Genomic DNA, 21,032 nt, shown 5'->3' on the forward strand with positions numbered 1-21,032 from the left:
CTGCTTCCTTTATACTCCGGACACGGGGGAATTCAAGCACTCCGCGCTGCGGTGGCAACCCGGAATGAGGAGAGGGGACACGGATGATCGCCCGTAGCAGAGGGATGTTGTGGGTGATGGGTGGTTTGGCGTTGGGGGCGGTGGTGGCCCTGGTGATCGGGGCGCTCGTGTTTTGGGCGTTCCCTGCCCTGAAGCGGGCCCGCAGCCCCGTGGCCGAGGTCCAGTCCGGCCCGGTGGTGGTGCGGTACCTGAAGGGAAGCGCGCTTGCTGGCGAAGCGGAGGCGCTGGCGTCGGAGGTGAACGCGGCGTGGCAGGACGTCCTGGGGAAGCTGGGGATCGGCCTCGCCGAGATCCGGGGCCCGGTGTACGTGTACCTCTACGCCAGCACCGCCGAACTCCCCCTGGGGTACGCCGCTCGGACGGAGGAGGAGCGAACCTCCGTGGCGGTGGTGGACCACGTGAGGGGTCAACCGCTCGGGGGTGCACTGGGGAGGCTTGCGTGTTCCCTCCTCTTCGGACGTCCAGGCAACGCCGTGTTCCGGCGAGGCCTTGCCCTCTACCTGGACCACCCGGACCATCCGTGGGCGGTGGAGGCGGCGGCGTGGGGGGAACCTGTCCCTTGGTCCATCCTGTGGGAAAGGGCGGACCGCCTCCTCCCCCAAGATCCCTGGGAAGGCCTGTACTTCACGGTGAACGCACCCTGGGTAGGCGTCGCCCCCTCGCTGGAGACCTACCGCGCCCTTATCCTCGCCCGCGGGCAGGGCTCCCAGGGACGAGGACGGACATGGGAGGCGATGGCTGGGGCCCTGGGGGAATGGGCCCTCAACCGGTTTGGCCGCCGCGGGGTGGAGGCGTTTTGGCAGGCCCCCTCCTGGGCAGCGGCCGCGACGGCCCTGGGGATGTCCCCGGAGGCCATGACCGCCGAGCTCGACGCATACCTGGCCGCATCCTTTGCCGAGATCCCTGACGCGCCGTACCTCCGGGCGATGACGCTCCTGTACAGCGGGAGGACCGAACGCGCCTTGGCCGCACTGGACGCTCTCTCCGGGGAGGAGGTCTCGTGGGCGTTGGGACTCGCCCACCTCGCCCTGGGCAACCCGGAGCGGGCCTGGACAGCATGGGAGGGGAGGAAGGTCCAGGAACCGGAGCTGCGCGCGGCCGTGGGCACGCTCCGTGGGGAGAGCCGCCTGACCCATGGTCGGCTGGTCCTGGTTGGCCCGGCGGAGGACGGGGCGCGGTGGTTGGCCGCGGCGGAGGAGGCCCTGACCCGAGCGATGGACTTCTGGGAAATCGCGGAAGCGGGGCTCCCCGACAAGCTCGTGTTCTACCTGGTTTCAGCCGTGCCCGCAGCCACCGTGCCGTGGGGCGTGGTGTGGGTGACGGCCGGGGCGGAAGCGCTGCCCAGCCTCGCCGTGCGGGTGGTATTGGAAGCCGTCTCTCCGTGGGGGCTTCCTGCCTATCGGACGCTGGTGGAGGGGGTGGTGCTCCACCTCGCCTGCCCGGACCGGGACTTCCGGGCCGAGGCCGCCCGCATCCTGGCCGACGGGCGGTGGGTGTCCCTGGCCCAGCCCCTGTTCGAGACCTACCCCCCTGAGGTGGCCGAGGCCGAGGCCGGGGCGCTGGCGCGGTTTCTCGCGGAGCGCTACGGGCCGCAGGGCGTGCGGGCGATGTGGGCGCTCCTGGACGCAGGGGCAAGCCCGTTCCGCGCCGCCGAAGGGGCGCTCGGGGTCACCTTGCCCGACCTGGAGAGGGAGCTCAGGGCCTGGCTCAGACAACCCTGAACGGGTCGAACGCGTCCCGCAGGGCATCGCCGAGGAAGTTAAACGCGAGCACGGTGATCGTGATGAACAGCCCAGGGATGAGGAGCCACGGGAAGTTCTGGATGGTGGCGGCGTTGTTGGCCTTCGAGAGGAGGAGCCCCCAGCTTACCATCGGCTCGTTGATGCCGATGCCGAGGAAGCTCAACCCGCTCTCCCCGAGGATCGCCCCGGGGATGGTCAACGTCGCGGCGACGATGAGGTACGAGGTCAGGTTGGGCAGGATATGGCGCACGATGATCCGGAGGTCGTTGGCCCCGATGGCCCGGGCGGCCTCGGTGAAGTCCATGGAGCGGATGGACAGCACCACGCCCCGCACCACGCGGGCCCGGGCCGCCCAGCCGATGAAGGACATGATCGCCACGATCCCGAAGAACCGCATCGTCGGGGACCACCCCTTGGGCAGGGCCAGCCCCAGCGCCAGCCACAGCGGGAGGGTGGGGATGGACATGACCACCTCGAACGCCCGCTGGAGGAGCATGTCCAGCCCCCCCCCGTAAAAGCCGGAGATCCCCCCAAGGAGGAGGGAGATCGGGAACGAGATGGCCACCACAAACGGCCCCACGATCAGGGACACCCGACTTCCCATGGTCACCCGAGAGAAGAGGTCCCGGCCCATCTCATCCGTTCCAAACAGGAAGATCTTGCCCGGCTCCTCCACCCCAAACAGGTGCACGTCCGTGGGGAAGATGCCGAACAGCTTGTATGGGTGTCCGCGCACGAAGAACCGGACTGGATGCTTCACGCTTCGGTCCTCGCCGTACTCCCACTTCCAGCTTTCGGTGTCGAGGCGTCGGGTGACCTGGTACACGAACGGTCGGGTGAGGCGGCCGTTCTCGTCGAAGATGTGGATCTTGGTGGGGGGAGCGTAGGTGAAGGACCGGTACTGCTCGGTGTGGGAATAGGGGGCGATGAACTCGGCGAAGATCAAGATCAGGAAGAGGAGGGCCACGACCGCGGCCCCGACCCGTCCCACCTTGTGCCGCCGGAACCGGTGCCACGCGAGCTTCCACAGGCTGACGCCCGTTTCTTCCTCGGTTTGCTCCGTTCTCTCGACTTCAGTCATAGCGGATCCGCGGGTCCACCCACGCGAGCAGGATGTCCCCCAGCAGGTTCCCCACCTGGAGGAGGAACGCGAAGAACAGGAGCCCGGACATGATCACGTACTCGTCCTGGCGCTGGAGGGCGTTCCAGAACGCGCGTTCCACCGTAGGAAGGCCCAGGATGATGGCGGTGAAGAACGCCCCGGCGAACAGATCCGGCAGGGACATGCCGAGCATGGTGATGAGGGGGTTGATGGCGTTGCGCACCGCGTGCTTCCAGATCACCACCCGTTCCTGAAGGCCCTTGGCTCGGGCGGTGAGGACGTACTGCTGGGACAGCGTGTCCAAAAGCTGCCCCCGCATGTACCGGATGAGGCTGGCCATGCCCGCCGTCCCCACCACCACCAGCACCGGCCACAGGTGCCACACGAAGTTGACGAACTTCGCCCAGCTCCACGGGGCATTGACGTACTGCACGTCGAACAGTCCACCCACCCCAAGCCCCTTGGCCCCCACGTTCAGCACCGACACCAGGAACCAGATCAGCACCAGGGCGAAGAAAAAGTTAGGGATGGACAAGCCCAGGAACCCGAAGAACGTCAGCGTGTAGTCCCCGATGGAGTACTGGCGTACCGCGGAGTAGATGCCGATGGGGATGGCCAGGATCCAGGTGAAGACGAGGGTCCCGAACGAGGTGAGGAGGGTCCAGCCGATGCGCCCCTTGAACAAGGCGTCGAACGCCGGCTGTTGCGTCTCCATGGAGTAGCCGAAGTCCCCCCGGGTAATGATGCCGGTGATCCATTTCCAGTAACGGACGTAGGACGGCTTGTCCAGACCATAGCGGGCCTCGAGGCGCGCGATCTCTTCTTTGCTGAACCGGGGGTTGAGTTTGAACACGGTGGTGAAGTTGCCGGGCATGAGCTGGATGATGAAAAAGCTGATCAGGGACACGATAACCAGCACCGGTACCATGTACAGGAGGCGCCGGACGATGTAGCCGACCATGGTGAAGCGAAGTATAGAGATAGAGAGGGGCGACCGCAAGATCGCCCCTCCGCTTCTTCCGGGAAATGGGATCAGCGCACGACCCGGTTGCCCACCATCTTCGGGTTCGTCTTCCACAGGTACTCGGCGAACCCGAGCGCCCCCGCCAGCGGGCTGAACTCCGCCGTGTTCTGGAGGTTCCGGTAGAGGGCATAGCGGAACACCATGTTCACCGTGAAGATGAGGTCGAGGTTCTCGGCGAACAGCCTCTGGTACTCCGCGTAGTAGCCGTAGGCCTCGTCGAAGTCGTACGTCTTCACGCCGAGGGCAAACAGCTCGTCGATGCGCTTGGCAATCGGGGTCGGGTCCTCGCAGTCCGAGTACTTCCAGAAGTGGAGCCCACCGCAGGACGTGTACACGTTGGCCCCGCCGTGGGGCTCAGAGCTGCCGGTGAGCCCGAGGAGCACCGCCTCGTACTGGCCGCCGAGGAGTTTGGTCACCAGGGCGTTGAACGAGATCGGGTTGAAGTTGACCTTGACCCCGACCTTGCGGGCATCGGCCGCGAAGATCTGGCATATCTGCTCGCGGATCGTGTTCCCGGCGTTGGTCTGGAGCTCGAACTCGAACGTGGTCCCGTCGGGCAGATCCCGCCACCCATCACCGTTCCGGTCCACGAGGCCGATCTTGTCCAGGAGCGCGGCGGCCGTGGCCAGGTCGTACTCGTACTTCGGCACGTCCTCCGTGTAGAACGGGGACAGCATGGTCACCGGGCTCCACTGGGGCACGCCCAGGCCCAGGTACACGTTGTCGATGATGGACTTCTTATCCACCAAGTGGGCCATGGCCTTGCGGAAGTCGAGCATGCTGAAGTAGGTCTTGAGGGTCTCGTTGGGGCAGTCCTGGTTGAACACGATCCAGGTGGTGCCGGTGAGCGGTTTGGTCGGATCGATGCGGACCTCGAACCCCTTCTGGGTCTTCTCCGCGATCAGGGTCGCCAGGTCCTCCGGCCGCGGCGCGTACACGTCGAGCTCGCCGTTCCGGAACTTGAGCATGATCGTGTCCAGCGAGAAGGAGATCACGTACTTGATGCCGTCGAGGTAGGGGAGCCGATTCCCCTTGGGATCCACCTTCCAGTAGTTGGGGTTGCGCACGATGACCACAAGCTGATCCGGGATGAACTCCTGGAGCATGAACGGCCCCATGCCCACGATGTCCTCGGGCTTGGCGTCCACGCCCCACACCCGGTTCAGCGCCTCAGGGTCGGCGTCGGGGTTGTACACCCGCGACAGGTCCTGGAGCTTGTGGGCCGGATAGATGGCCCCGCCGATCTCGCGCAGGAACGGCCGGAACGGCTCGGGGACGGTGAACACGACCGTATAGTCGTCCACCTTCTCCACCGTCATCCCCTCGGGGAGGACGTCGCGGTAGTCGGTGCGCACGTCGTCGTTGTAGATGACGCCCTTGAACGTGAAGATCACGTCGTCGGCGGTGAACGGCGCCCCGTCGGACCACTTCAACCCCTGACGCAGGTGGAACGTGATGGCGAGGCCGTCCCCGGAGATGTCCCAGGACTTGGCGAGCCCCGGCTCCACCTTATCGGTGATCGGGTTGACCTCGGTGAGGCCCGCGTGGAACATGCCACAGATGTCCGTGGACGAGGTCTCCTGGGCGATGTGGTAGTTGAACGTCTTCGGGTTGTCCAAGGACCCGACCACGAGATACCCCCCGTACTGCCCTGAGGCGAGGTTCGCCCAATCCCCCTGGCCGAAGGGCACCACCTTGTACTCCTGGGCGATGGCTGTCCCCGCCATCACCGCTGCCAACAAGCCAATCCACAGGATCTTTTTCATCCCATCCACCTCCTACTGGCTGGTCTCGTTCACAGGTCCGCCGCCCACTTGGCGCCCAGGGTCCAGGCGTAGGCCCACTTGTACTCCGCGCTCGGCTTCGGGTCGAAGAAGAACGACGTGACCTTCTTGTGCAGGTCGGTCGCGGAGTCGGACACGAGGAAGTCCAACAGGGCGCAGGCCGCCGCGTAGCGGAGGTACTCGTTCTCGCCCTCGAGGGCCTGCTTCTCCAGGTCGGCCCGGGACAGGGCGGTCGTCGGCGGGAACAGGTAGTGGCCGGCGAGGAACTCCGCCGCCGCCTTGCGGTACCCGGCCGAGGCCGTGTCGTCCTTACAGATGGCCTCGAGCTTGGCCCGGTCAAAGTTGGCGCGCTTCTTCTGGAAGTAGGCCTTGGCCGCGGCGTACTGGAGTTCCTCGGAGGCGCCCTTCGTGTACAAGAACTCGAGAGAGATCTCGTTGTTGGCGATGAGGAAGTTGAGGAGCGCGGGCACTGCCGCCCCCCGCACCAGAGGGGAGGCGTTCTCCGTGATCTCGTTCAGCAGGAAGACCTTGGTCTTCCCGGCACCGATCCAAAGCTTGCCCAGCGCCAGCCCGGCGGCCATGCGGATGGCCTCCGACTCCCCCTTCTCGATCAGGACGAGGAGCTCGGCCTCCGTCTTCGTGGCCTCATAGTAGCCGACCAGGGCGTAACCGGCGGCCATGCGGATCTCGGGCACGACGTCCTTGGCCGCGATCCGCTCGAGATCGGCGCCGCTGTACCCGGCCAGCACGGGAACCGTGACCAACAATGCCAGCAAACACCCCACTGCTTTCGTCATCAACCCCCTCCTTACCTGAACCACCCATGGGTTACCCCGACGCAACCAAGCCGTACGTTTCGTCTGTCCCTCACCTCCTTCTCAAGATTGAAGTTTCAAAGTCTATTCTAGTGATTCGCCCTCCCCATGTCAACTTGGGTTGGCAGGCCGGGGGTCGGGGTGTAGTATCACCGGGCACGGAGCGTAGCGCAGCCTGGCAGCGCGCTGGCATGGGGGGCCAGAGGTCACCGGTTCAAATCCGGTCGCTCCGACCAGACAAAGGCCGTTCCCAGTCCAAATTTCCGGCTAACCAGCGCCCAGGAGCCGTAGCTGTTCGGGGTACCCGACCCAGATCCGCGGTCCGGCCTGGAAATCTGGCCACTCCAGTTGCCCGGTGACGGCTATCCTGTGGCCGATGAGCTTGGGCGGAGACGGGATGGATAAGGAGGCCTCCTGGGCCACCACGGCGTGAAACCCATACCGGCTATCCGCGGCCCATACGGTCCAGCCATCCTCGCTCTCCTCGACCCGCCCCACGGTGAACCCCACCGTCACCGCCTGCAAGATGCACTCAACGATCCTCCCCTCAACCTCGGATAGGTCCATCGGGTCAGGGAATGCGCTCCACAGCCCGCGCTTCTCCACCTGGGCCAGGGTCTGGGCGCGCCGGAGCCGCTCGTAGTGTCGATCTTCCTTGGGCCAGAACACGAGAAGCCGGGCCAGTCCCCGGCGCAGGAGTTCCTCGTTGACCAGGACCCACTGCCCGTCTTTTTCCACCCACAAGTACGCCAGCAGCCGCCCGTAGGCGTCGTAGCGCTCGGGTCCGAACTCGAGGTACACGTCCCGCCGCCACACGAGATCGCGGTTGACCTGTTTGGCCGGATAGTAGAAGGGCTGCCCTTCCTCAGGGGTATCGATCCCCAGGTACCGCACGTAGACACGAGGTGCCGACAGCACAACCGTGTCTCCGTCCACCACGTAGCTCACCCGGACCACCGGCGCGCCGGGCGGAGGCTGGGCCCCCACCCCGACCGCCAGTCCCAGGGCCACTGCCGCCCAGGCCAGGATAGTAAGTGAAGGGTGACGAGTGAGGAGTGGAAAACAATGAGAGAACCGGTCACGCATCACCGCTCACCCCTCACCGCTCGTAGTGCACCCGCCGTTGGGTCACCAAGAGCTGGAACAGCGTGAGCACGAAGATGATGCCGAACAGCACCACCGACGCCGCGGAGGCCGGCCCAAACCCGGATGCCCCCCGCGGGCCGCTCTGGAACATGCGGGTCACGATGTAGTACACGATGGTTTCCGCCGACCGCAAGGGGCCAGAGGTCCCGCTGAACAGGAACACAACCTCTTCGTAGATCTTGAACGATCCGATAAGGGCCATGATGAACACGAAGAAGATCTGGGGGGTGAGGAGGGGAAGGGTAACGTGACGCCACACGCGCCACCCCGAGGCTCCATCCACCTTGGCGGCGTCGTAGTACATCCGGTCGATCCCCTGCATCCCCGCAAGAAGGATCACGGCCTGGTACCCTACGAACCGCCACACGTTCATGATCACGAGCGCCCACAGGGTGTAGCGCGGGTTGTTCAACCAGTTGATGGGGGTGAGCCCGACATACCCCAGGAAGTAGTTGAGGAGGCCCTTCCGCCAATCAAAGATCCAGTTCCAAACCAAACCAATGGCCGCAACCGGCGTCACATAGGGCAGGAAATAGCTCAACCGGTAGAACGCCCGCAACCGAAGCCCCTGGTTGAGGAAGCTCGCCAAGGCCAGGGCCAGAACCAGGGTGATGGGCACGGATAGCCCCACGTAAAGGCTCGTCTGGTAGATGGCCTTGAGGAAGTACCGGTCGCCGAACAGGATCCGGTAGTTCGCAAGCCCTGCGTACACCTTGTAGAACGGGATGACGGTGTCCCCGACCCGCTTCACCGTGTACACGTCGTGGAGGGAAAGGTAGAACGCATTGAAGAACGGGTAAAACGTGAAAACCCCGAGTACCACGAGGGCGGGAAGGAGGTAGAGATAGGCCTCCGCCGTTTCCCGCCAAAAGGCCTTGCGCCACCAGTCTTCCGGAACCCTCACCCTGGCCGTGGCAACCCCCTTGGGCTCGATCCCATGGGGGGAGGGGTATGCCCTCCCCCCACATCCTTCCCATCACTCCGCGATCAGGGCTTCGATCTCGGCCGCGAGCTGGTCCATGGCTGCCTTGGGCGAAAGCTGGCCGGTGAGGAGGAGCTCGTAGTAGCTGATCAACGTGGTGCGGATCCCAGCGTAGGCGGGATGGAGGAGCTGGGAGAACCCATGGGCGAACTGGGAGGTCATCACCGCCCGCTCGGGATGGTCCCGGCAGAACGCCTGCCACTCCGGAGAGGCGATGCCGCTCTGGGTTACTGGCAAGTACCCCGTGCTCTGAGCCCAGAACGCCGTGTTCTCCGGGCGGAGAAGGAACTCGATGTACTTCGCCGCCGCTGCGATCTGCTCCGGGGTCTGGTTGAGGGCGAACACCCCGAGGTTGGTCCCCTGGATCATCGAGGCGCAAGTTTTATGGCAAGGGACGGGGGCCACGGCCAGGGGGACCCCAGCGGTGTTGGCCGCGCTGAGGTTATAGGGATAACCGGCCGAGGTGTCGAGGAACATGGCGATGGAAATCCCCTTGGCGATGGCATCCGAGGTGTACCCCCCCTGGACGAGGGCGTACTTGGCGAGCTCGGCGACGAACTCCGCGGCCTCTAGACCCTTGGCGTCGTTGATCGTCACCTCCTGCCAGTCCGGAGAGAGGATCGACCCCTCGGTCTGAGCGAGGAAGCCCAGGAAGATCTCAGGGTTCGGGGGGCGGAACGCCGTGCCGTACCGGTCGAAAACCCCGTCCCGGTTCTCATCCACCGCGTTGGCGATGACGAGCTCCCGGAACTCCTCCCACGTGGTGGGCGGGGTGGGCACAAGGTCCGGCCGGTAGTACAGGACGACGATGGACTTGTTGAACGGCACGGTCATGAGCTTCCCGGTCTGGGGGAACGTGTTCCCCTCCCGCAGGGCGGGGACGAGGTCGGCCAGGAGCGCCTCGCTCAGGTAATCCTCGAGTGGGACAAGGGCGTCGAGGAACTGGGTGGTCCAGTTCTCGTACTGCTGAGCCACCGTAGGGGGCTGGCCGGCAGCCACCGCCGAATAAAGCTTCTGCTCCAGCGCCCCGTAGCCGCCCTGGTAGATGAGCTCGACCACGATCCCCGGGTTCTCCGCCATGAACTTCTGGGTGAGCGCCTCGAGCGCAGGGGCGTGCGCCTTCCCCATCGCGTGCCAGAACGTGATCTTGACCTCTCCACCCCACGCCACAAGCCCCGCTACCATCATCAACACGATCAACGCGTAACCCTTCCGCATTGCATCCCTCCTTCCTGAGGATTGAATAAGCCAAGCTTGCGTTCCAATCTCACCTCCCCTCACTTCAGCCCAGTGCGGGCAATGCCTTGAACGAACTGGCGCTGGGTCAGGAAGAACAGGATCAGAATGGGCACGATGGCCATCGTCGAAGCGGCCATGAGCAGATGGTAGTCTGTCCCCACATCCTGCTGGAAGTACCGCAGCCCCACGGGCACGGTTCGCAGCTCCACCTTGTTCGTCATGATGAGCACCCACAAGAACGCGTTCCACGAGCCCACGAACTTGAACAGGGCCACGGTGGCGATCCCCGGCCGGGAGAGCGGCACCACGATCCGCCAGAGATAGCGGAGCCGGGAACAGCCATCGATGCGCGCCGAATCCCACAGCTCGTCGGGTATGGTGCGGAAGAACTGGCGCAACAGGAAGATCCCGAACACGGACACGATCCAGGGGATGATGAGGGCCCAGTACGTGTCGTACCAGCCCAGGCGGCTGATCGTGACGTAGTTGGGCACCAGCAGCATTTGGCCGGGGATCATCATCGTACCCAGGAGGATCGTGAACACCACGTTCTTCCCGAGGAAGTTCATCTTCGCAAACGCGTAGGCCGCGAGGATGGTGGTGATGACCTCGCCCACGGTGGTGGTAATCGCGATGAAAAAGGAGTTGAAGAAATAGCGGCCAAAGGGAGCTGCATTCCACGCCTCAAGGTAGTTCTCCCACCGCCACTGGGTTGGGATCCACACCGGGGGGATGCGGAGGGCCTCCACGAGGTCCTTGAACGAGGTGGAGACCATCCAGAGAAACGGCAGGATCATGATCGCTGCCCCAGCCGTAAGCAGGGCATACGAAGAAAGCTGCCATCCCGCCCGGCGCGCCCGATACACGGAAAGGCCTCCCGCGTTGCGATCGCCGAGCTTCCTGACCATGGGCGCCCATCTCTACGTTACCCGGAGCCCCCTCCCCCTGCAAGGGCGTTGGTCGGGTGGGGCCGCGACCGCTACCATTCCCCCATGCCAGGCAGGTTGGAAGTGATCACGGGGTGTATGTTCTCGGGGAAGACGGAAGAGCTCCTCCGGCGGGTGGAACGGGCCCGGATCGCCCGGAAGCGGGTGCTCGTCCTCAAGCCGGAGTTGGACACCCGCTACGCGGCGGAGGAGGTGGGCACCCACTACGGCCGGTCGCTTCCCTGTCACCGGCTCCCGACAGCCGTTTGCCCCAGGCGGTTTCAGGAACTGGTCACCGATCAGGACTTTGGGATCACGGACGTGTTTGCGTTCGACGAGGCCCATTTCTTCGGTCCCGAGTTCCCCGCGCTGTGCGAGTTCCTGGTGGCACGGGGAAAGCGGGTGATCGTGGCGGGGTTGGACCTGAACTTCCGCGGCGAGCCGTTCGGGCCCATGCCGGAGCTCCTGGCCCTGGCGGACGAGGTGGTGAAGCTCACCGCGGTGTGCGCGGCCTGCGGCGCCCCGGCCACCCGCTCCCAACGGCTGGTCGAAGGCCTCCCGGCCGCCGATGGCCCGGAGATCCTCATCGGAGGCCTGGAGTCCTATGAGCCGCGGTGTCGGGACCACTTCGTACCTCCGCGCCGCTAGCGCAGTGGAACGGGACGTCCCGGCGCTGGAGCTCCGGGGCATAGCGTTCGCCTATCCCCTCCTCGCGGGGCTGCTTCCGGTCCTCGCCGGGGTTTCCCTTGCCGTGCCCCCGGGCGGCTGGGCCACCCTCATCGGCCCGTCCGGGTGCGGGAAGACCACGCTCCTCAAGGTGGCGGCCGGGCTCCTGCGGCCGGCCGAGGGGGAGGTGCTCCTCGCCGGCCAGCCGGTGGATCCATTGGGCAAGGTGACGTACATGCCGCAGGCCGACACGTTGCTTCCGTGGCGCGATGCCCTGGGGAACGCGATCCTGGCCGCGGAGGTGGACGGGAGGTCCCGGGCCGCGGCGCGCGCCGAGGCCCGGGACCTGTTCCACCGGTTCGGCCTGGCCGGGTTCGAGGAGGCCTACCCGCACGAGCTCTCCGGTGGGATGCGCCAACGGCTCGCCCTGATCCGCACCTTCATGAGCCACCGCGACGTGCTCCTCCTCGACGAGCCGTTGGGGGCCCTGGACGCCCTGACCCGGGCCGCGCTGCAGGAATGGCTGGCCGAGGTGTGGGAGACACTGGGGAAGACGGTGCTGTTCGTGACCCACGACGTGGAGGAGGCGGTCCTCCTCTCCGACCGGATCTACGTGCTTTCGCCGCGGCCGGCGCGGGTGGTGGCGGTGCTCCCCGTGGACCTTCCCCGCCCCCGCGACCGCACCTCAGGAGAGTTGGCCGGGGTCAAGGCCCAGGTTTTGACGCACTTGGAGAGCGATGGGTAAGCGGATTTCGGAACTTGCTGGAAGCGCGGTGCTCCTGGCCCTCGTGCTCGTCCTGTGGGAGGTCGGGGTACGGGTGGCCGGTGTTCCCCCGTACATCCTGCCCCCGCCGACCCGGATCCTCATCACGTTCTTCGCCGACCTCCCGCTCCTCCTCTCCCACGCGGCGGCGACCATGGCCGAGGTCGGGCTCGGGCTGGCTCTCGGGGTGGTGGCCGGAGTGGGGGTGGCCCTGGCCGGCTTCTACCTGCCGCCGGTGGGGCGGGCCTTGTACCCGTTCATCGTGGCGTCCCAGGTGGTCCCGGTGTTCGCCATCGCCCCCTTGCTCGTCCTGTGGTTTGGGTACGGGATCTGGCCCAAGGTCATCGTGGCCGCGCTGATCGCGTTCTTTCCCATTGCCGTCAACGTGATGGACGGGCTCCGCGCGGTGGGCGGGGACCTGGTGGACCTCCTGCGGTCCCTCGGAGCACGGGAGCGCCAGGTGTTCCTCCTCGTGCGGCTGCCGGCGAGCCTTCCGTTCCTCCTGTCCGGGCTCAAGGTCGGGGCCACGCTCGCCCTTGCCGGGGCGATCATCGGGGAGTGGATCGGAGGCCGGCGCGGCCTGGGGTATCTCATGATCCAGGCCAACGCCCTCCTGCGGGTGGACCGGGTGTTCGCGGCGATCCTCGCCCTGACGTCGCTGGGAGTGGGCCTGTTCTCGGGGGTGGCCCTGGCCGAGCGGTGGCTCCTCAGGTGGCGGGCCCGGGCCGGCGCGGCGTACACTCGGCCTCGGCGATGACGATGCGGGGGGTTGTGGGCACGTTGGCCGTGGCGTGGTTCGCCGTCGCCGCGGGCGGAGCCCCGGTGCGGGTGATGCTCGACTTCTACCCGAACCCGAACCATGTCCCCCTGTACACGGCCCAAGCGCTGGGGTTGTTCGCCGCGGCCGGGGTGGAGGTGGACCTGGTGCCCCCCGCCGATCCAAGCGATCCGGCCAAGCTCGCCGCGGCGCGGGCGGTGGACCTCGCCCTCACCCCGCAGATCAACTTCCTCATCGCCAAGGGGGCCGGGCTCCCGCTCGTCGCCGTCGGGGCCCTGATCGACGGGGCCCTGGGAGGGCTCCTCAGCCTGAGGGAATACGGCGTGGAGGCGCTCTCCGACCTGCGCGGCCGTCGGATCGGGTACGCGCTCGAGCCCCTGGAGCCGGTGCTGTGGCGGACGATGCTCGGCGCCGTCGGGGTAAGCCCTGGTGAGTACGAGCTCGTGTATGTGGGCATGAACACACTGCTCGCCCTCCTTTCCCACCGTGTGGACGCCATCGGCGCGTTCCGCAACTACGAGCTCCTCGCGGTGGAGCTTCTCGGCCGCGCCCCCGTGTTCTTCCCTCAGGAGGAGTACGGGGTTCCCGACACGTACGAGCTCGTGGTGGTGGCCCACCCCGCCCTCCTCCAGGAGCGGCCGGGGGCGGTGCGGGCGTTCCTCGCCGCTTTGGCAGAAGGGATCTCGTTTGCCCGCGAACACCCGGACGAGGCGTTCGCCGCGTTTGTGGCCGCGTTCCCCGACCTCGAGGGGGAACTCACCCGCCGCTCGTTCGCCACCACCCTTCCCCTCTATGCCACCGGCGCCAGCCACAGCGACCCCCCACGATGGGCGGCAATGCAGGATTACCTGATCGCGAACGGTCTGATCCTGCGGGCATTCCCCCTCGAGGAGCTGTACACCGGAGAACTCCTGCCCTAGCCCGGGGCGAGGAGGGCGCGCAGGATCTCGGTGAGCTTCTTGGCGTCGGCCCGCCCGCCCGCCTTGCGCATCGCCTGCCCGACCAGGAACCCCAGGGCTTGAGCCTTCCCGGCGCGGAAGTCGGCCACGGCCTGGGGATGGGCGGCGAGGACCTCCTCCGCCAGCCGGCGCAGGTCCTGCTCGCCCTTCATCTGGGAAAGATCGCGGCCGGAGAGCACCTCAGCAATCGGTTTCCCGGAGGTCGCCGCCTCCTCCAGGACCGCCTTGGCGCTGGCCCGGGAGATCTCCCCCGTCTGGACCCGGCCGATGAGCAGGGCGAGGTCACGGGCAGGGACCGGCGGTTCCTCTCCGGTCCAGAACTGGCGGAGCTCCGAGAGGACCCACCCTGCCGCGTCATGCGGGTCGGGCACGGACTTGGCCACCTCGTCGTAGTAGTCGGCGAGGGCCGGCTCGACGAGGAGGACCTCCGCATCCCGCGCGGGGAGCCCGTACGCCCGCGCCCATCGTTCGGCCCGGGCCCGGGGGAGCTCGGGCATCCCCGCCCGCACCGCCTCCAGCCACTCCGGGCCGATCGCGAGGGGGACGAGGTCGGGGTCGGGGAAGTACCGGTAGTCGTGGGCCTCCTCCTTCGTCCGTTGGAGGACCAGCTTTTCTTCCTGGTCATCCCAGCCGAACGTCACCTGGTGGATCTCCTCCCCGCGGGCGAGGAGGTCCCGGTGGAGGGCCGCGGCGGCGGCGAGGGCCCGCTCCACGGCCCGGAAAGAGTTCAGGTTCTTGATCTCGCTGCGGGTGCCCGTCCGCCCGTTCTCGGTCAGGGACAGGTTGGTGTCGCAGCGGAGGGCCCCCTTCTCCATGTCCGCGGTGGACGCCCCGAGGTGGCGGAGGAGGGTCCGCAGCTCCATGAGGAACGCCCGCGCCTCCTTCGGGGACCGGAAGTCGGGTTCGGTCACGATCTCCACCAGGGGCACCCCGCACCGGTTGAGGTCCACCAGTGCCCCGTCCGGGATGTGGATGAGCTTGCCCGCGTCCTCCTCCAGGTGCACCTGGCGCAGCCGCACGGTGTGGAGCTCCCCATCCACGGCAAACGTGAACCGCCCGCCCAACGCCAGGGGGTGCGCGTGGTGGGTGATCTGGTAGCCCTTGGGGAGGTCGGGATAGAAGTAGTTCTTGCGCTCGAACAGGGACTGGGGCTGGACCTCGGCGTCCAGGGCGAGGGCAATCCGCAACGCGAGCTCCACCGCGCGGCGGTTCAGCACCGGAAGCGCCCCGGGCAGCCCCAGGCACACCGGACAGGTCAGGGTGTTGGGCGGGGCCGCGAAGTAGTCGGCCCGGCACGCGCAGAAGAGCTTCGTGCGGGTGGTGAGCTGGACATGGATCTCAAGGCCGATGACCGTTTCCACGGGCGGTGGGGAGTATACCGGACCGGCCGGGGCCGGCCAACGGGCCCGACCGGCGATGGGAAGGGTTGCGCCTCTTGCGGAAACGGGGTCCCAGGGGTAGCCTCCTCCGTATGGCTGTGCTGACGGTGGAAGATCTGCACGTGTCCGTGGCCGACCAGCCCATCCTGCACGGCGTGGACCTCGAGCTTTCGGCGGGCAAGGTCCACGCCCTGATGGGGCCCAACGGGTCGGGGAAGTCCACCCTGGCCATGGCGCTGGCCGGCCATCCCTCCTACCGGGTGACCCGCGGGCGGGCCCTCCTCGACGGGGAGGATCTCCTCGCCTTGCCTCCCCACGAGCGGGCGCGGAAGGGGCTCCTCCTCGCGTTCCAGTACCCGCCGGAGGTGGATGGGGTCAAGCTCCGGGAGTTCCTGCGCCTGGCGTGCGGGGAGCGGTGCATCGGGTTCTGCGAGTTCCAGAAGGCGTACCCGCAAGCATTGGCCCGCCTGCGCATGGACGGGTTCGACAATCGGGAGCTGAACGTGGGCTTTTCCGGCGGGGAGAAGAAGCGGGCCGAGCTCTTGCAGGTGTATCTCCTGCGGCCCAAGGTGGCCCTCCTCGACGAGCCGGACTCCGGGGTGGACGTGGACGCCCTGCGCCTCATCGCCGACGCGATCCGGGAGCTCGCCGCGGGCGGCACAGCGGTGCTGATCGTCACCCACTACCCGCGCGTCCTCAACCACGTGCCGCCAGCGGAGGTGTTCGTGCTCGACCAGGGGCGGATCGTTCGCCGCGGGGGAGCGGAGCTCGCAGAACGCATCGGGGAAGAAGGATTCGAGGTGGTGCGAAGGTGAGCGAGAAGGCCGTGGCCAAGGGCCTTACCCGGGAGTTCGTGCAGCACCTGTCCGGGGAGAAGGGGGAGCCCCGGTGGATGCGGGAACACCGCCTGCGGTGCCTCGCGGCCTTTCGGAAGCTTCCCATGCCCCGGTTCGGCCCACGCCTCGCGGAGCTGAACCTCGCGGAGCTTGAGTACTACGCCCGCCCGGTGGCGCCGGTGGAGCGGTGGGAGGACCTGCCAGAGGAGATCCGGCGCACGTTCCAGGCGTTGGGCCTGCCAGAGGCGGAGCAGCGGGCGCTCGCGGGCCTCGGGGCCCAGGTGGACTCGGAGGTGGTGTACCGCTCCATCCTGGAGGAGGTGCGCGCCCAGGGGGTCGTGTTCACGAGCATGGACAAGGCGGTGCGGGAACATCCATGGGTGCAGGACTACTTTATGAAGGCGATCCCTCCGGAGGACAACAAGTTCGCTGCCCTGCACGGGGCGGTGTGGAGCGGGGGCACGTTCATCTGGGTCCCGCGCGGGGTGGAGGTGGCCATTCCCCTCCAGGCCTACTACCGGATGCAGACGGAAGCGGCGGGCCAGTTCGAGCACACCCTGATCGTGGCCGAGCCCGGTTCCTCCGTGCATTACGTGGAGGGCTGCTCCGCCCCCCGCTACTCCCGGATGGCCCTCCACTCGGGGATGGTGGAGATCTTCGCGAAAGAGGGCTCCCGGGTCCGGTTCACCACCATCCAGAACTGGTCAAAGAACGTGTACAACCTGAACAACAAGCGGGCCCTCGCCTTCGCTGGGGCGGCGGTGGACTGGGTGTCAGGGTCCTTGGGGAGCAAAGTGACCATGCTCTACCCCACCACGGTGCTCCTTGGGGAGGGGGCGCGCACGGAGAACCTGTCGTTCGCGTTCGCCCAGGAAGGGCAGTGGCTGGACGGTGGGGCGCGGGCCCTGCACCGGGCCCCGGGGACGACCTCCCGCCTCGTGTCCCGGTCGGTGGTCCAGGGAAACGCCAAGGCCGTGTTCCGGGGTACGGTGTACGTGGCCCCCGATGCCCGGGGGGCCAAGGCCCACGTGGAGTGCTCGACCCTCCTCCTTACCCCGGATGCGCGCACGGAGACCATCCCTACCCTGAACGCGGAGAACGACGACGTGGAGCTGGGCCACGAGGCCACCGTGGGCCGCGTGTCCCAGGAAGCCCTGTTCTACCTCATGTCGCGGGGGCTTTCCGAGGCAGAGGCGATGACCCTGATCGTGAACGGGTTCGTGTCCCCGATCCTCAAGGAGATCCCCGTCGAGTACACGGTGGAGCTGCGGCGGATCCTGGAGATGAGCTTGGCTGGGGGGACCGGATGATGGACGCAACAGTCCGCGCCGACTTCCCCATCCTCCGCAGGACGGTGGGCGACCGCCCCCTGATCTACCTGGATTCCGCGGCCACCAGCCACAAGCCGGAGGCGGTGGTGGAGGCCGAAGCCCGCTTCTATCGGGAGGCGAACGCCAACGTGCGCCGCGGGGTGTATCGGCTTTCCGCCGAGGCCACCGATCTCTACGAGGAGGCGCGGGCCAAGGTGGCTGCGCTCATCGGGGCCATCCCCGAGGAGGTGATCTTCACCCGCGGCACCACCGAGGCCCTGAACCTGGCCGCGTACGCGGTGGGGGAGGCGCGGGTCGGGCCGGAGGACGAGGTCCTGGTCACGGAGATGGAACACCATGCCAACCTGATTCCCTGGCAGGAGATGGCCCGCCGCCGCGGCGCCCGGGTCCGTGCGGTGGCCGTCACCCCCGGCGGAGAGCTCGACTTGGACGACTTCCGGCAGAAGCTATCCCCGCGGACGAAGGCAGTGGCGGTGGCCCACGTGTCCAACGTACTGGGCACGGTGAACCCGATCCCGGAGATCGCGGCGGCAGCGCACGCGGTGGGGGCCGTGGTGGTGGTGGACGCGGCCCAGTCCGTGCCCCACATGCCCCTGAGGGTAGGGGAGCTTGGGGCTGACCTCCTCGCGTTCTCCGGACACAAGATGCTCGGTCCTACTGGGATCGGAGCCCTGTGGGGAAGGGCGAAGCTCCTCGCAGAGCTGCCCCCGTTCCTGACCGGCGGAGAGATGATCCGCGAGGTCTGGATCGACCGGGCGACGTGGGCCGATCCGCCGGCCAAGTTCGAGGCCGGCACCCCGCCCGTCGCCCAAGCCGTGGGCCTCGGGGCGGCAGTGGACTACCTTCAGGGGATCAGCATGGACGAGGTGCGCCGCCACGGCCGGGAGCTCACCGCCCTGGCCTTGGCGGGGCTGCTGGACCGGCCCTACGTGACCGTGTATGGCCCGCTCGACCCGGCGGCCCGGGGGGCGCTCGTCGCGTTCAGCGTCGGCGGGGTCCATCCCCACGATGTGGCCACCCTCCTCGACCAAGAGGGGATCGCCATCCGCGCCGGCCACCATTGCGCTCAGCCCCTCCATCGGCGGCTGGGGGTCCCGGCCACGTGCCGGGCCTCGTTCTACGTCTACAACACACCGGACGAGGTGGCGGCGTTCCTCGCCGCCGTGGATCGGGCCTGGGAGGCGCTCGCGTGAGCCCGTACGAAGAGGTGATCCTGGACCACTGGCGGCATCCCCGGAACAAGGGGCGCCTTGTCAACCCGGACATGGTCGGGGTGGAGGCCAACCCCCTATGCGGGGACGTGGTGCGGTTGGAGCTGCGCGTCCGGGATGGCAAGGTGGAGGACGTTCGGTTCGACGGCCAGGGGTGCGCGATCTCCCAGGCCGCCTCTTCGCTCCTCACGGAGATGATCCAGGGGCGGCCGGTGGCCACGGTTGCGGGGATGACGGACGACGAGCTCCTCGCGGCCCTGGGCGGGGTGATCAAGACCCGGCTCTCCTGTGCCGTTCTCCCCCTCCGCGCCCTGCGCAAGGCCCTTGCCCCGGCACTGAAGGAGGCAGGCCGATGAGAGCCCGGTGGCTGGTTCTCCTGATGCTGACCGGCGTCCTCTCCATCGGTCACGGGGAGGAGCCGGTGCTCCCCCAAGGACTGATCCCGGTTCCCGAGGAGCCAGGGATTGCGGTGACGCTGCGCACGGACAAGGACACGTACGCCCCTGGGGAGAGGCTGCGCGTGCACTTCACCCTGTCCCAGGATGCCTACGTGTACCTCTACGACGTGCGGCCCGGCGGGAAGGCGACGCTGCTCGTGCCCAACCGGTTCCTCCAGGATCCCCGGTTCCCAGGCGGGGAGCACGTGCTGCCCACGTCAGGATGGGTGCTGCGGGTGACCGAGCCGGAGGGGATGGAGTACCTCGAGCTCATCGCCACCGACCAGCCCTTGCCGTTCTACGAGGCCAAAGCGTTCGAGGAAGTCCCGTTCCTCGCGTTCACCGATCCGGCCGCGTTCGCCCAGCACCTCCGGGAGCTCGTGGTGGGGAGTTGGGGGGCGGCGTGGACCCGGTTTCGCGTGCACCGGCCCAAGGCCACGCTGAGGGTGGACACCGACCCGCCCGGGGCGGCGGTGTGGGCGAGCGGGAATTACCTGGGCACGTCCCCCCTGGCAGCCACGGTGGCCCCGGGAAGGGTGATCCTCCGCGTGGAGAAGGAGGGCTACCGAGCCCGCACCGTGGACCTCACCGTGGCCGACGGTGAGGAGGTAGAGCTGACGGTGGTCCTGGCCCAGGCCGCGTCCAAGCCGGAGGCGCCGCTGTGGCCCCCGTCGGACGCGGTCATGCGCCCCGGCCTCGGGGTCGCCGCGGGGCTGGACTCGCTCGCGGTGGAGGCGTGGGGTGATGGCCTCGGGTTCGGGATTTCCCTGCGGGCGCCACCTCCCCGTCCGGACCTGACCCTCCCCGGCCCCGGAGGCCTCATCCCCTGGGGGCCGGAGGTGGAGGCGTACCTCGCCGGCTGGTTCTCGCTCGGCCGCGGCGGGTTCCTCCTCCTGGCCGGCCTTTCCCTCCAGGAGATGGCGTGGATCCCGGAGTGGACGCCGCCGGGGGCCCTTCCCCTGGTGGACATCGAGCCGGAGACGGAGGTGGCCGTTCGGTTCACGTGGGGCGTGGGCGCTGGGCCGGCTGCGGAGGGATGGCGGGCGTACCTGGCCTGGCACTCCCGCCGCGGCCCCCTGCTTGGCTTCGTTCTCGCCTTTTAGGCCGGGACCTGCTCCCCGGTTTCTGAAGGACGTGATCGTCGGGTTCGCCGCGGCTTGGGCTGCTTTCTGGCCTTCTGACCCCCCGCCAGCTCCATCACCTCGGCAAGGGTGCTCTGAGTGAGCTCTTGGACGAACCGCACCTCCAGGTTCTTCCAAAACGGGAACGTAGGGCAACCCTGGTCCATGAGGTACCCCCCGCCCCGCACCCGCCCGTACACCAGCGCCGGCGTCTCCGACTCCAGGGCCTTGACCACTTGCCCCAACTTGATCGCCTGGGGATCGTGGCCCAGCACATACCCTCCGGTCCGGCCCTTCTGCGCGGCCACCACCCCCGCCCGCCGGAGGTCCATGAGGATCCGGCGGACGAACGCCTCGGCCACGTGGTAGTCCTCCGCAAGCTCCCGCGCCGAGCGGTAGCGGTTCGGAGTCGTCGCGAGGTCATACAGAATCCGCACTCCATAGCCCAGCCGATTGCTGATGATCATGATCAGCCCTCCATACGGTTGTCAAACTCACCGCTTATGGTAATACTTTATGCGAGTGCGCACTTATGTCAAGTCTGACGGTCGGCGTATGGAGGATTAAGCATTAGTGAAAAAGAAGTCAACCTTGTTTAGCTTCCATCACAGAATTAAATGTTTTCGCGTTCCTTGTACGGACCATTGACCCTAGATTTTAGCTTCCCTGTTTCCGGGATTCTAGGCGATCCAATCTTCGTGCTAGGGAGTGGAAAACTCACGCACCGCCGG

Annotated in this window: 20 protein-coding genes and 1 tRNA gene; 11 read left to right on the top strand and 10 right to left on the bottom strand. The window is 67.2% G+C overall.

Annotated features, from left to right (window positions below; translation table 11 throughout):
• The first annotated feature begins 83 nt into the window (after positions 1 to 83).
• The gene (locus NUV94_03060; protein MCR4391768.1) at positions 84 to 1,781 is read left to right on the top strand and encodes a DUF4912 domain-containing protein; all 1,698 of its coding nucleotides are present in this window, start codon (positions 84 to 86) and stop codon (positions 1,779 to 1,781) included.
• On the opposite strand, the gene NUV94_03065 is transcribed toward NUV94_03060, so the two are convergent.
• The 4 genes from NUV94_03065 to NUV94_03080 all read right to left on the bottom strand — a co-directional run bounded on the left by NUV94_03065 (position 1,768) and on the right by NUV94_03080 (position 6,509).
• Positions 1,768 to 2,883: an ABC transporter permease gene (locus NUV94_03065; GenBank protein MCR4391769.1), complete on the bottom strand. Its 1,116-nt coding sequence runs from the start codon at positions 2,881 to 2,883 to the stop codon at positions 1,768 to 1,770. The two genes, NUV94_03060 and NUV94_03065, sit on opposite strands and share 14 nt — an antisense overlap.
• On the bottom strand, positions 2,876 to 3,865 hold the full coding sequence (locus NUV94_03070; GenBank protein ID MCR4391770.1) for an ABC transporter permease: 990 nt from the start codon (positions 3,863 to 3,865) through the stop codon (positions 2,876 to 2,878). The genes NUV94_03065 and NUV94_03070 overlap by 8 nt, the downstream gene beginning before the upstream one ends.
• A gap of 71 nt (positions 3,866 to 3,936) precedes the next feature.
• Positions 3,937 to 5,694 carry an ABC transporter substrate-binding protein gene (locus NUV94_03075; GenBank protein ID MCR4391771.1) on the bottom strand — a complete coding sequence of 586 codons (1,758 nt, stop codon included), beginning with the start codon at positions 5,692 to 5,694 and terminating at the stop codon, positions 3,937 to 3,939.
• A gap of 29 nt (positions 5,695 to 5,723) precedes the next feature.
• Complete coding sequence (locus NUV94_03080; protein ID MCR4391772.1) at positions 5,724 to 6,509, bottom strand: hypothetical protein; 786 nt, start codon at positions 6,507 to 6,509, stop codon at positions 5,724 to 5,726.
• A 177-nt stretch (positions 6,510 to 6,686) separates the two neighbouring features.
• Between NUV94_03080 and NUV94_03085 the strand changes: the two genes are divergently transcribed.
• Positions 6,687 to 6,763 (top strand) — tRNA-Pro (locus NUV94_03085).
• Positions 6,764 to 6,794: 31 nt separating this feature from the next.
• Here NUV94_03085 and NUV94_03090 read toward each other — a convergent pair.
• The 4 genes from NUV94_03090 to NUV94_03105 all read right to left on the bottom strand — a co-directional run bounded on the left by NUV94_03090 (position 6,795) and on the right by NUV94_03105 (position 10,691).
• Positions 6,795 to 7,538, bottom strand: coding sequence for a thermonuclease family protein (locus NUV94_03090; protein MCR4391773.1), 744 nt, complete (start codon positions 7,536 to 7,538; stop codon positions 6,795 to 6,797).
• Positions 7,539 to 7,626: 88 nt separating this feature from the next.
• Positions 7,627 to 8,577, bottom strand: coding sequence for a sugar ABC transporter permease (locus NUV94_03095; GenBank protein ID MCR4391774.1), 951 nt, complete (start codon positions 8,575 to 8,577; stop codon positions 7,627 to 7,629).
• 72 nt (positions 8,578 to 8,649) lie between these two features.
• A complete protein-coding gene (locus NUV94_03100) occupies positions 8,650 to 9,873 on the bottom strand; it encodes an ABC transporter substrate-binding protein (protein MCR4391775.1) in 1,224 nt (407 codons plus the stop codon).
• 59 nt (positions 9,874 to 9,932) lie between these two features.
• On the bottom strand, positions 9,933 to 10,691 hold the full coding sequence (locus tag NUV94_03105; GenBank protein ID MCR4391776.1) for a carbohydrate ABC transporter permease: 759 nt from the start codon (positions 10,689 to 10,691) through the stop codon (positions 9,933 to 9,935).
• A gap of 195 nt (positions 10,692 to 10,886) precedes the next feature.
• On the opposite strand from NUV94_03105, the gene NUV94_03110 reads away from it, so the two are divergent.
• From NUV94_03110 to NUV94_03125, 4 genes are read left to right on the top strand one after another with little or no spacing between them, the layout of a single operon-like run.
• Positions 10,887 to 11,468 (top strand): thymidine kinase, encoded by a 582-nt coding sequence (locus tag NUV94_03110; protein MCR4391777.1) that lies wholly within the window; start codon positions 10,887 to 10,889, stop codon positions 11,466 to 11,468.
• 4 nt (positions 11,469 to 11,472) lie between these two features.
• Positions 11,473 to 12,231 (top strand): ABC transporter ATP-binding protein, encoded by a 759-nt coding sequence (locus tag NUV94_03115; protein MCR4391778.1) that lies wholly within the window; start codon positions 11,473 to 11,475, stop codon positions 12,229 to 12,231.
• Complete coding sequence (locus tag NUV94_03120) at positions 12,224 to 13,006, top strand: ABC transporter permease (protein ID MCR4391779.1); 783 nt, start codon at positions 12,224 to 12,226, stop codon at positions 13,004 to 13,006. The genes NUV94_03115 and NUV94_03120 overlap by 8 nt, the downstream gene beginning before the upstream one ends.
• 2 nt (positions 13,007 to 13,008) lie before the next feature.
• The gene (locus NUV94_03125; protein ID MCR4391780.1) at positions 13,009 to 13,947 is read left to right on the top strand and encodes an ABC transporter substrate-binding protein; all 939 of its coding nucleotides are present in this window, start codon (positions 13,009 to 13,011) and stop codon (positions 13,945 to 13,947) included.
• On the opposite strand, the gene gatB is transcribed toward NUV94_03125, so the two are convergent.
• The gene (gatB, locus tag NUV94_03130) at positions 13,944 to 15,347 is read right to left on the bottom strand and encodes an Asp-tRNA(Asn)/Glu-tRNA(Gln) amidotransferase subunit GatB (GenBank protein MCR4391781.1); all 1,404 of its coding nucleotides are present in this window, start codon (positions 15,345 to 15,347) and stop codon (positions 13,944 to 13,946) included. The genes NUV94_03125 and gatB overlap by 4 nt on opposite strands.
• Before the next feature lie 110 nt (positions 15,348 to 15,457).
• Here gatB and sufC point away from each other — a divergent pair, with 110 nt between their 5' ends.
• Genes sufC through NUV94_03155 form a run of 5 tightly spaced genes read left to right on the top strand, consistent with a single transcriptional unit; the run spans position 15,458 to position 20,283 of the window.
• Positions 15,458 to 16,180 (top strand): Fe-S cluster assembly ATPase SufC, encoded by a 723-nt coding sequence (gene sufC / locus NUV94_03135; protein MCR4391782.1) that lies wholly within the window; start codon positions 15,458 to 15,460, stop codon positions 16,178 to 16,180.
• On the top strand, positions 16,177 to 17,511 hold the full coding sequence (sufB, locus tag NUV94_03140) for a Fe-S cluster assembly protein SufB (GenBank protein MCR4391783.1): 1,335 nt from the start codon (positions 16,177 to 16,179) through the stop codon (positions 17,509 to 17,511). The genes sufC and sufB overlap by 4 nt, the downstream gene beginning before the upstream one ends.
• Positions 17,508 to 18,725, top strand: coding sequence for a SufS family cysteine desulfurase (locus tag NUV94_03145; GenBank protein MCR4391784.1), 1,218 nt, complete (start codon positions 17,508 to 17,510; stop codon positions 18,723 to 18,725). Before sufB ends, NUV94_03145 begins: the two co-directional genes overlap by 4 nt.
• Positions 18,722 to 19,099 (top strand): iron-sulfur cluster assembly scaffold protein, encoded by a 378-nt coding sequence (locus NUV94_03150; protein ID MCR4391785.1) that lies wholly within the window; start codon positions 18,722 to 18,724, stop codon positions 19,097 to 19,099. The genes NUV94_03145 and NUV94_03150 overlap by 4 nt, the downstream gene beginning before the upstream one ends.
• Positions 19,096 to 20,283, top strand: a complete 1,188-nt coding sequence (locus NUV94_03155; protein ID MCR4391786.1) for a DUF4384 domain-containing protein — start codon at positions 19,096 to 19,098, stop codon at positions 20,281 to 20,283. The genes NUV94_03150 and NUV94_03155 overlap by 4 nt, the downstream gene beginning before the upstream one ends.
• On the opposite strand, the gene NUV94_03160 is transcribed toward NUV94_03155, so the two are convergent.
• Positions 20,280 to 20,768, bottom strand: coding sequence for an Rrf2 family transcriptional regulator (locus NUV94_03160; GenBank protein ID MCR4391787.1), 489 nt, complete (start codon positions 20,766 to 20,768; stop codon positions 20,280 to 20,282). The genes NUV94_03155 and NUV94_03160 overlap by 4 nt on opposite strands.
• Positions 20,769 to 21,032: the final 264 nt, after the last annotated feature.

This window comes from Candidatus Acetothermia bacterium (assembly GCA_024653305.1).
Lineage (GTDB): Bacteria > Bipolaricaulota > Bipolaricaulia > Bipolaricaulales > Bipolaricaulaceae > JACIWI01.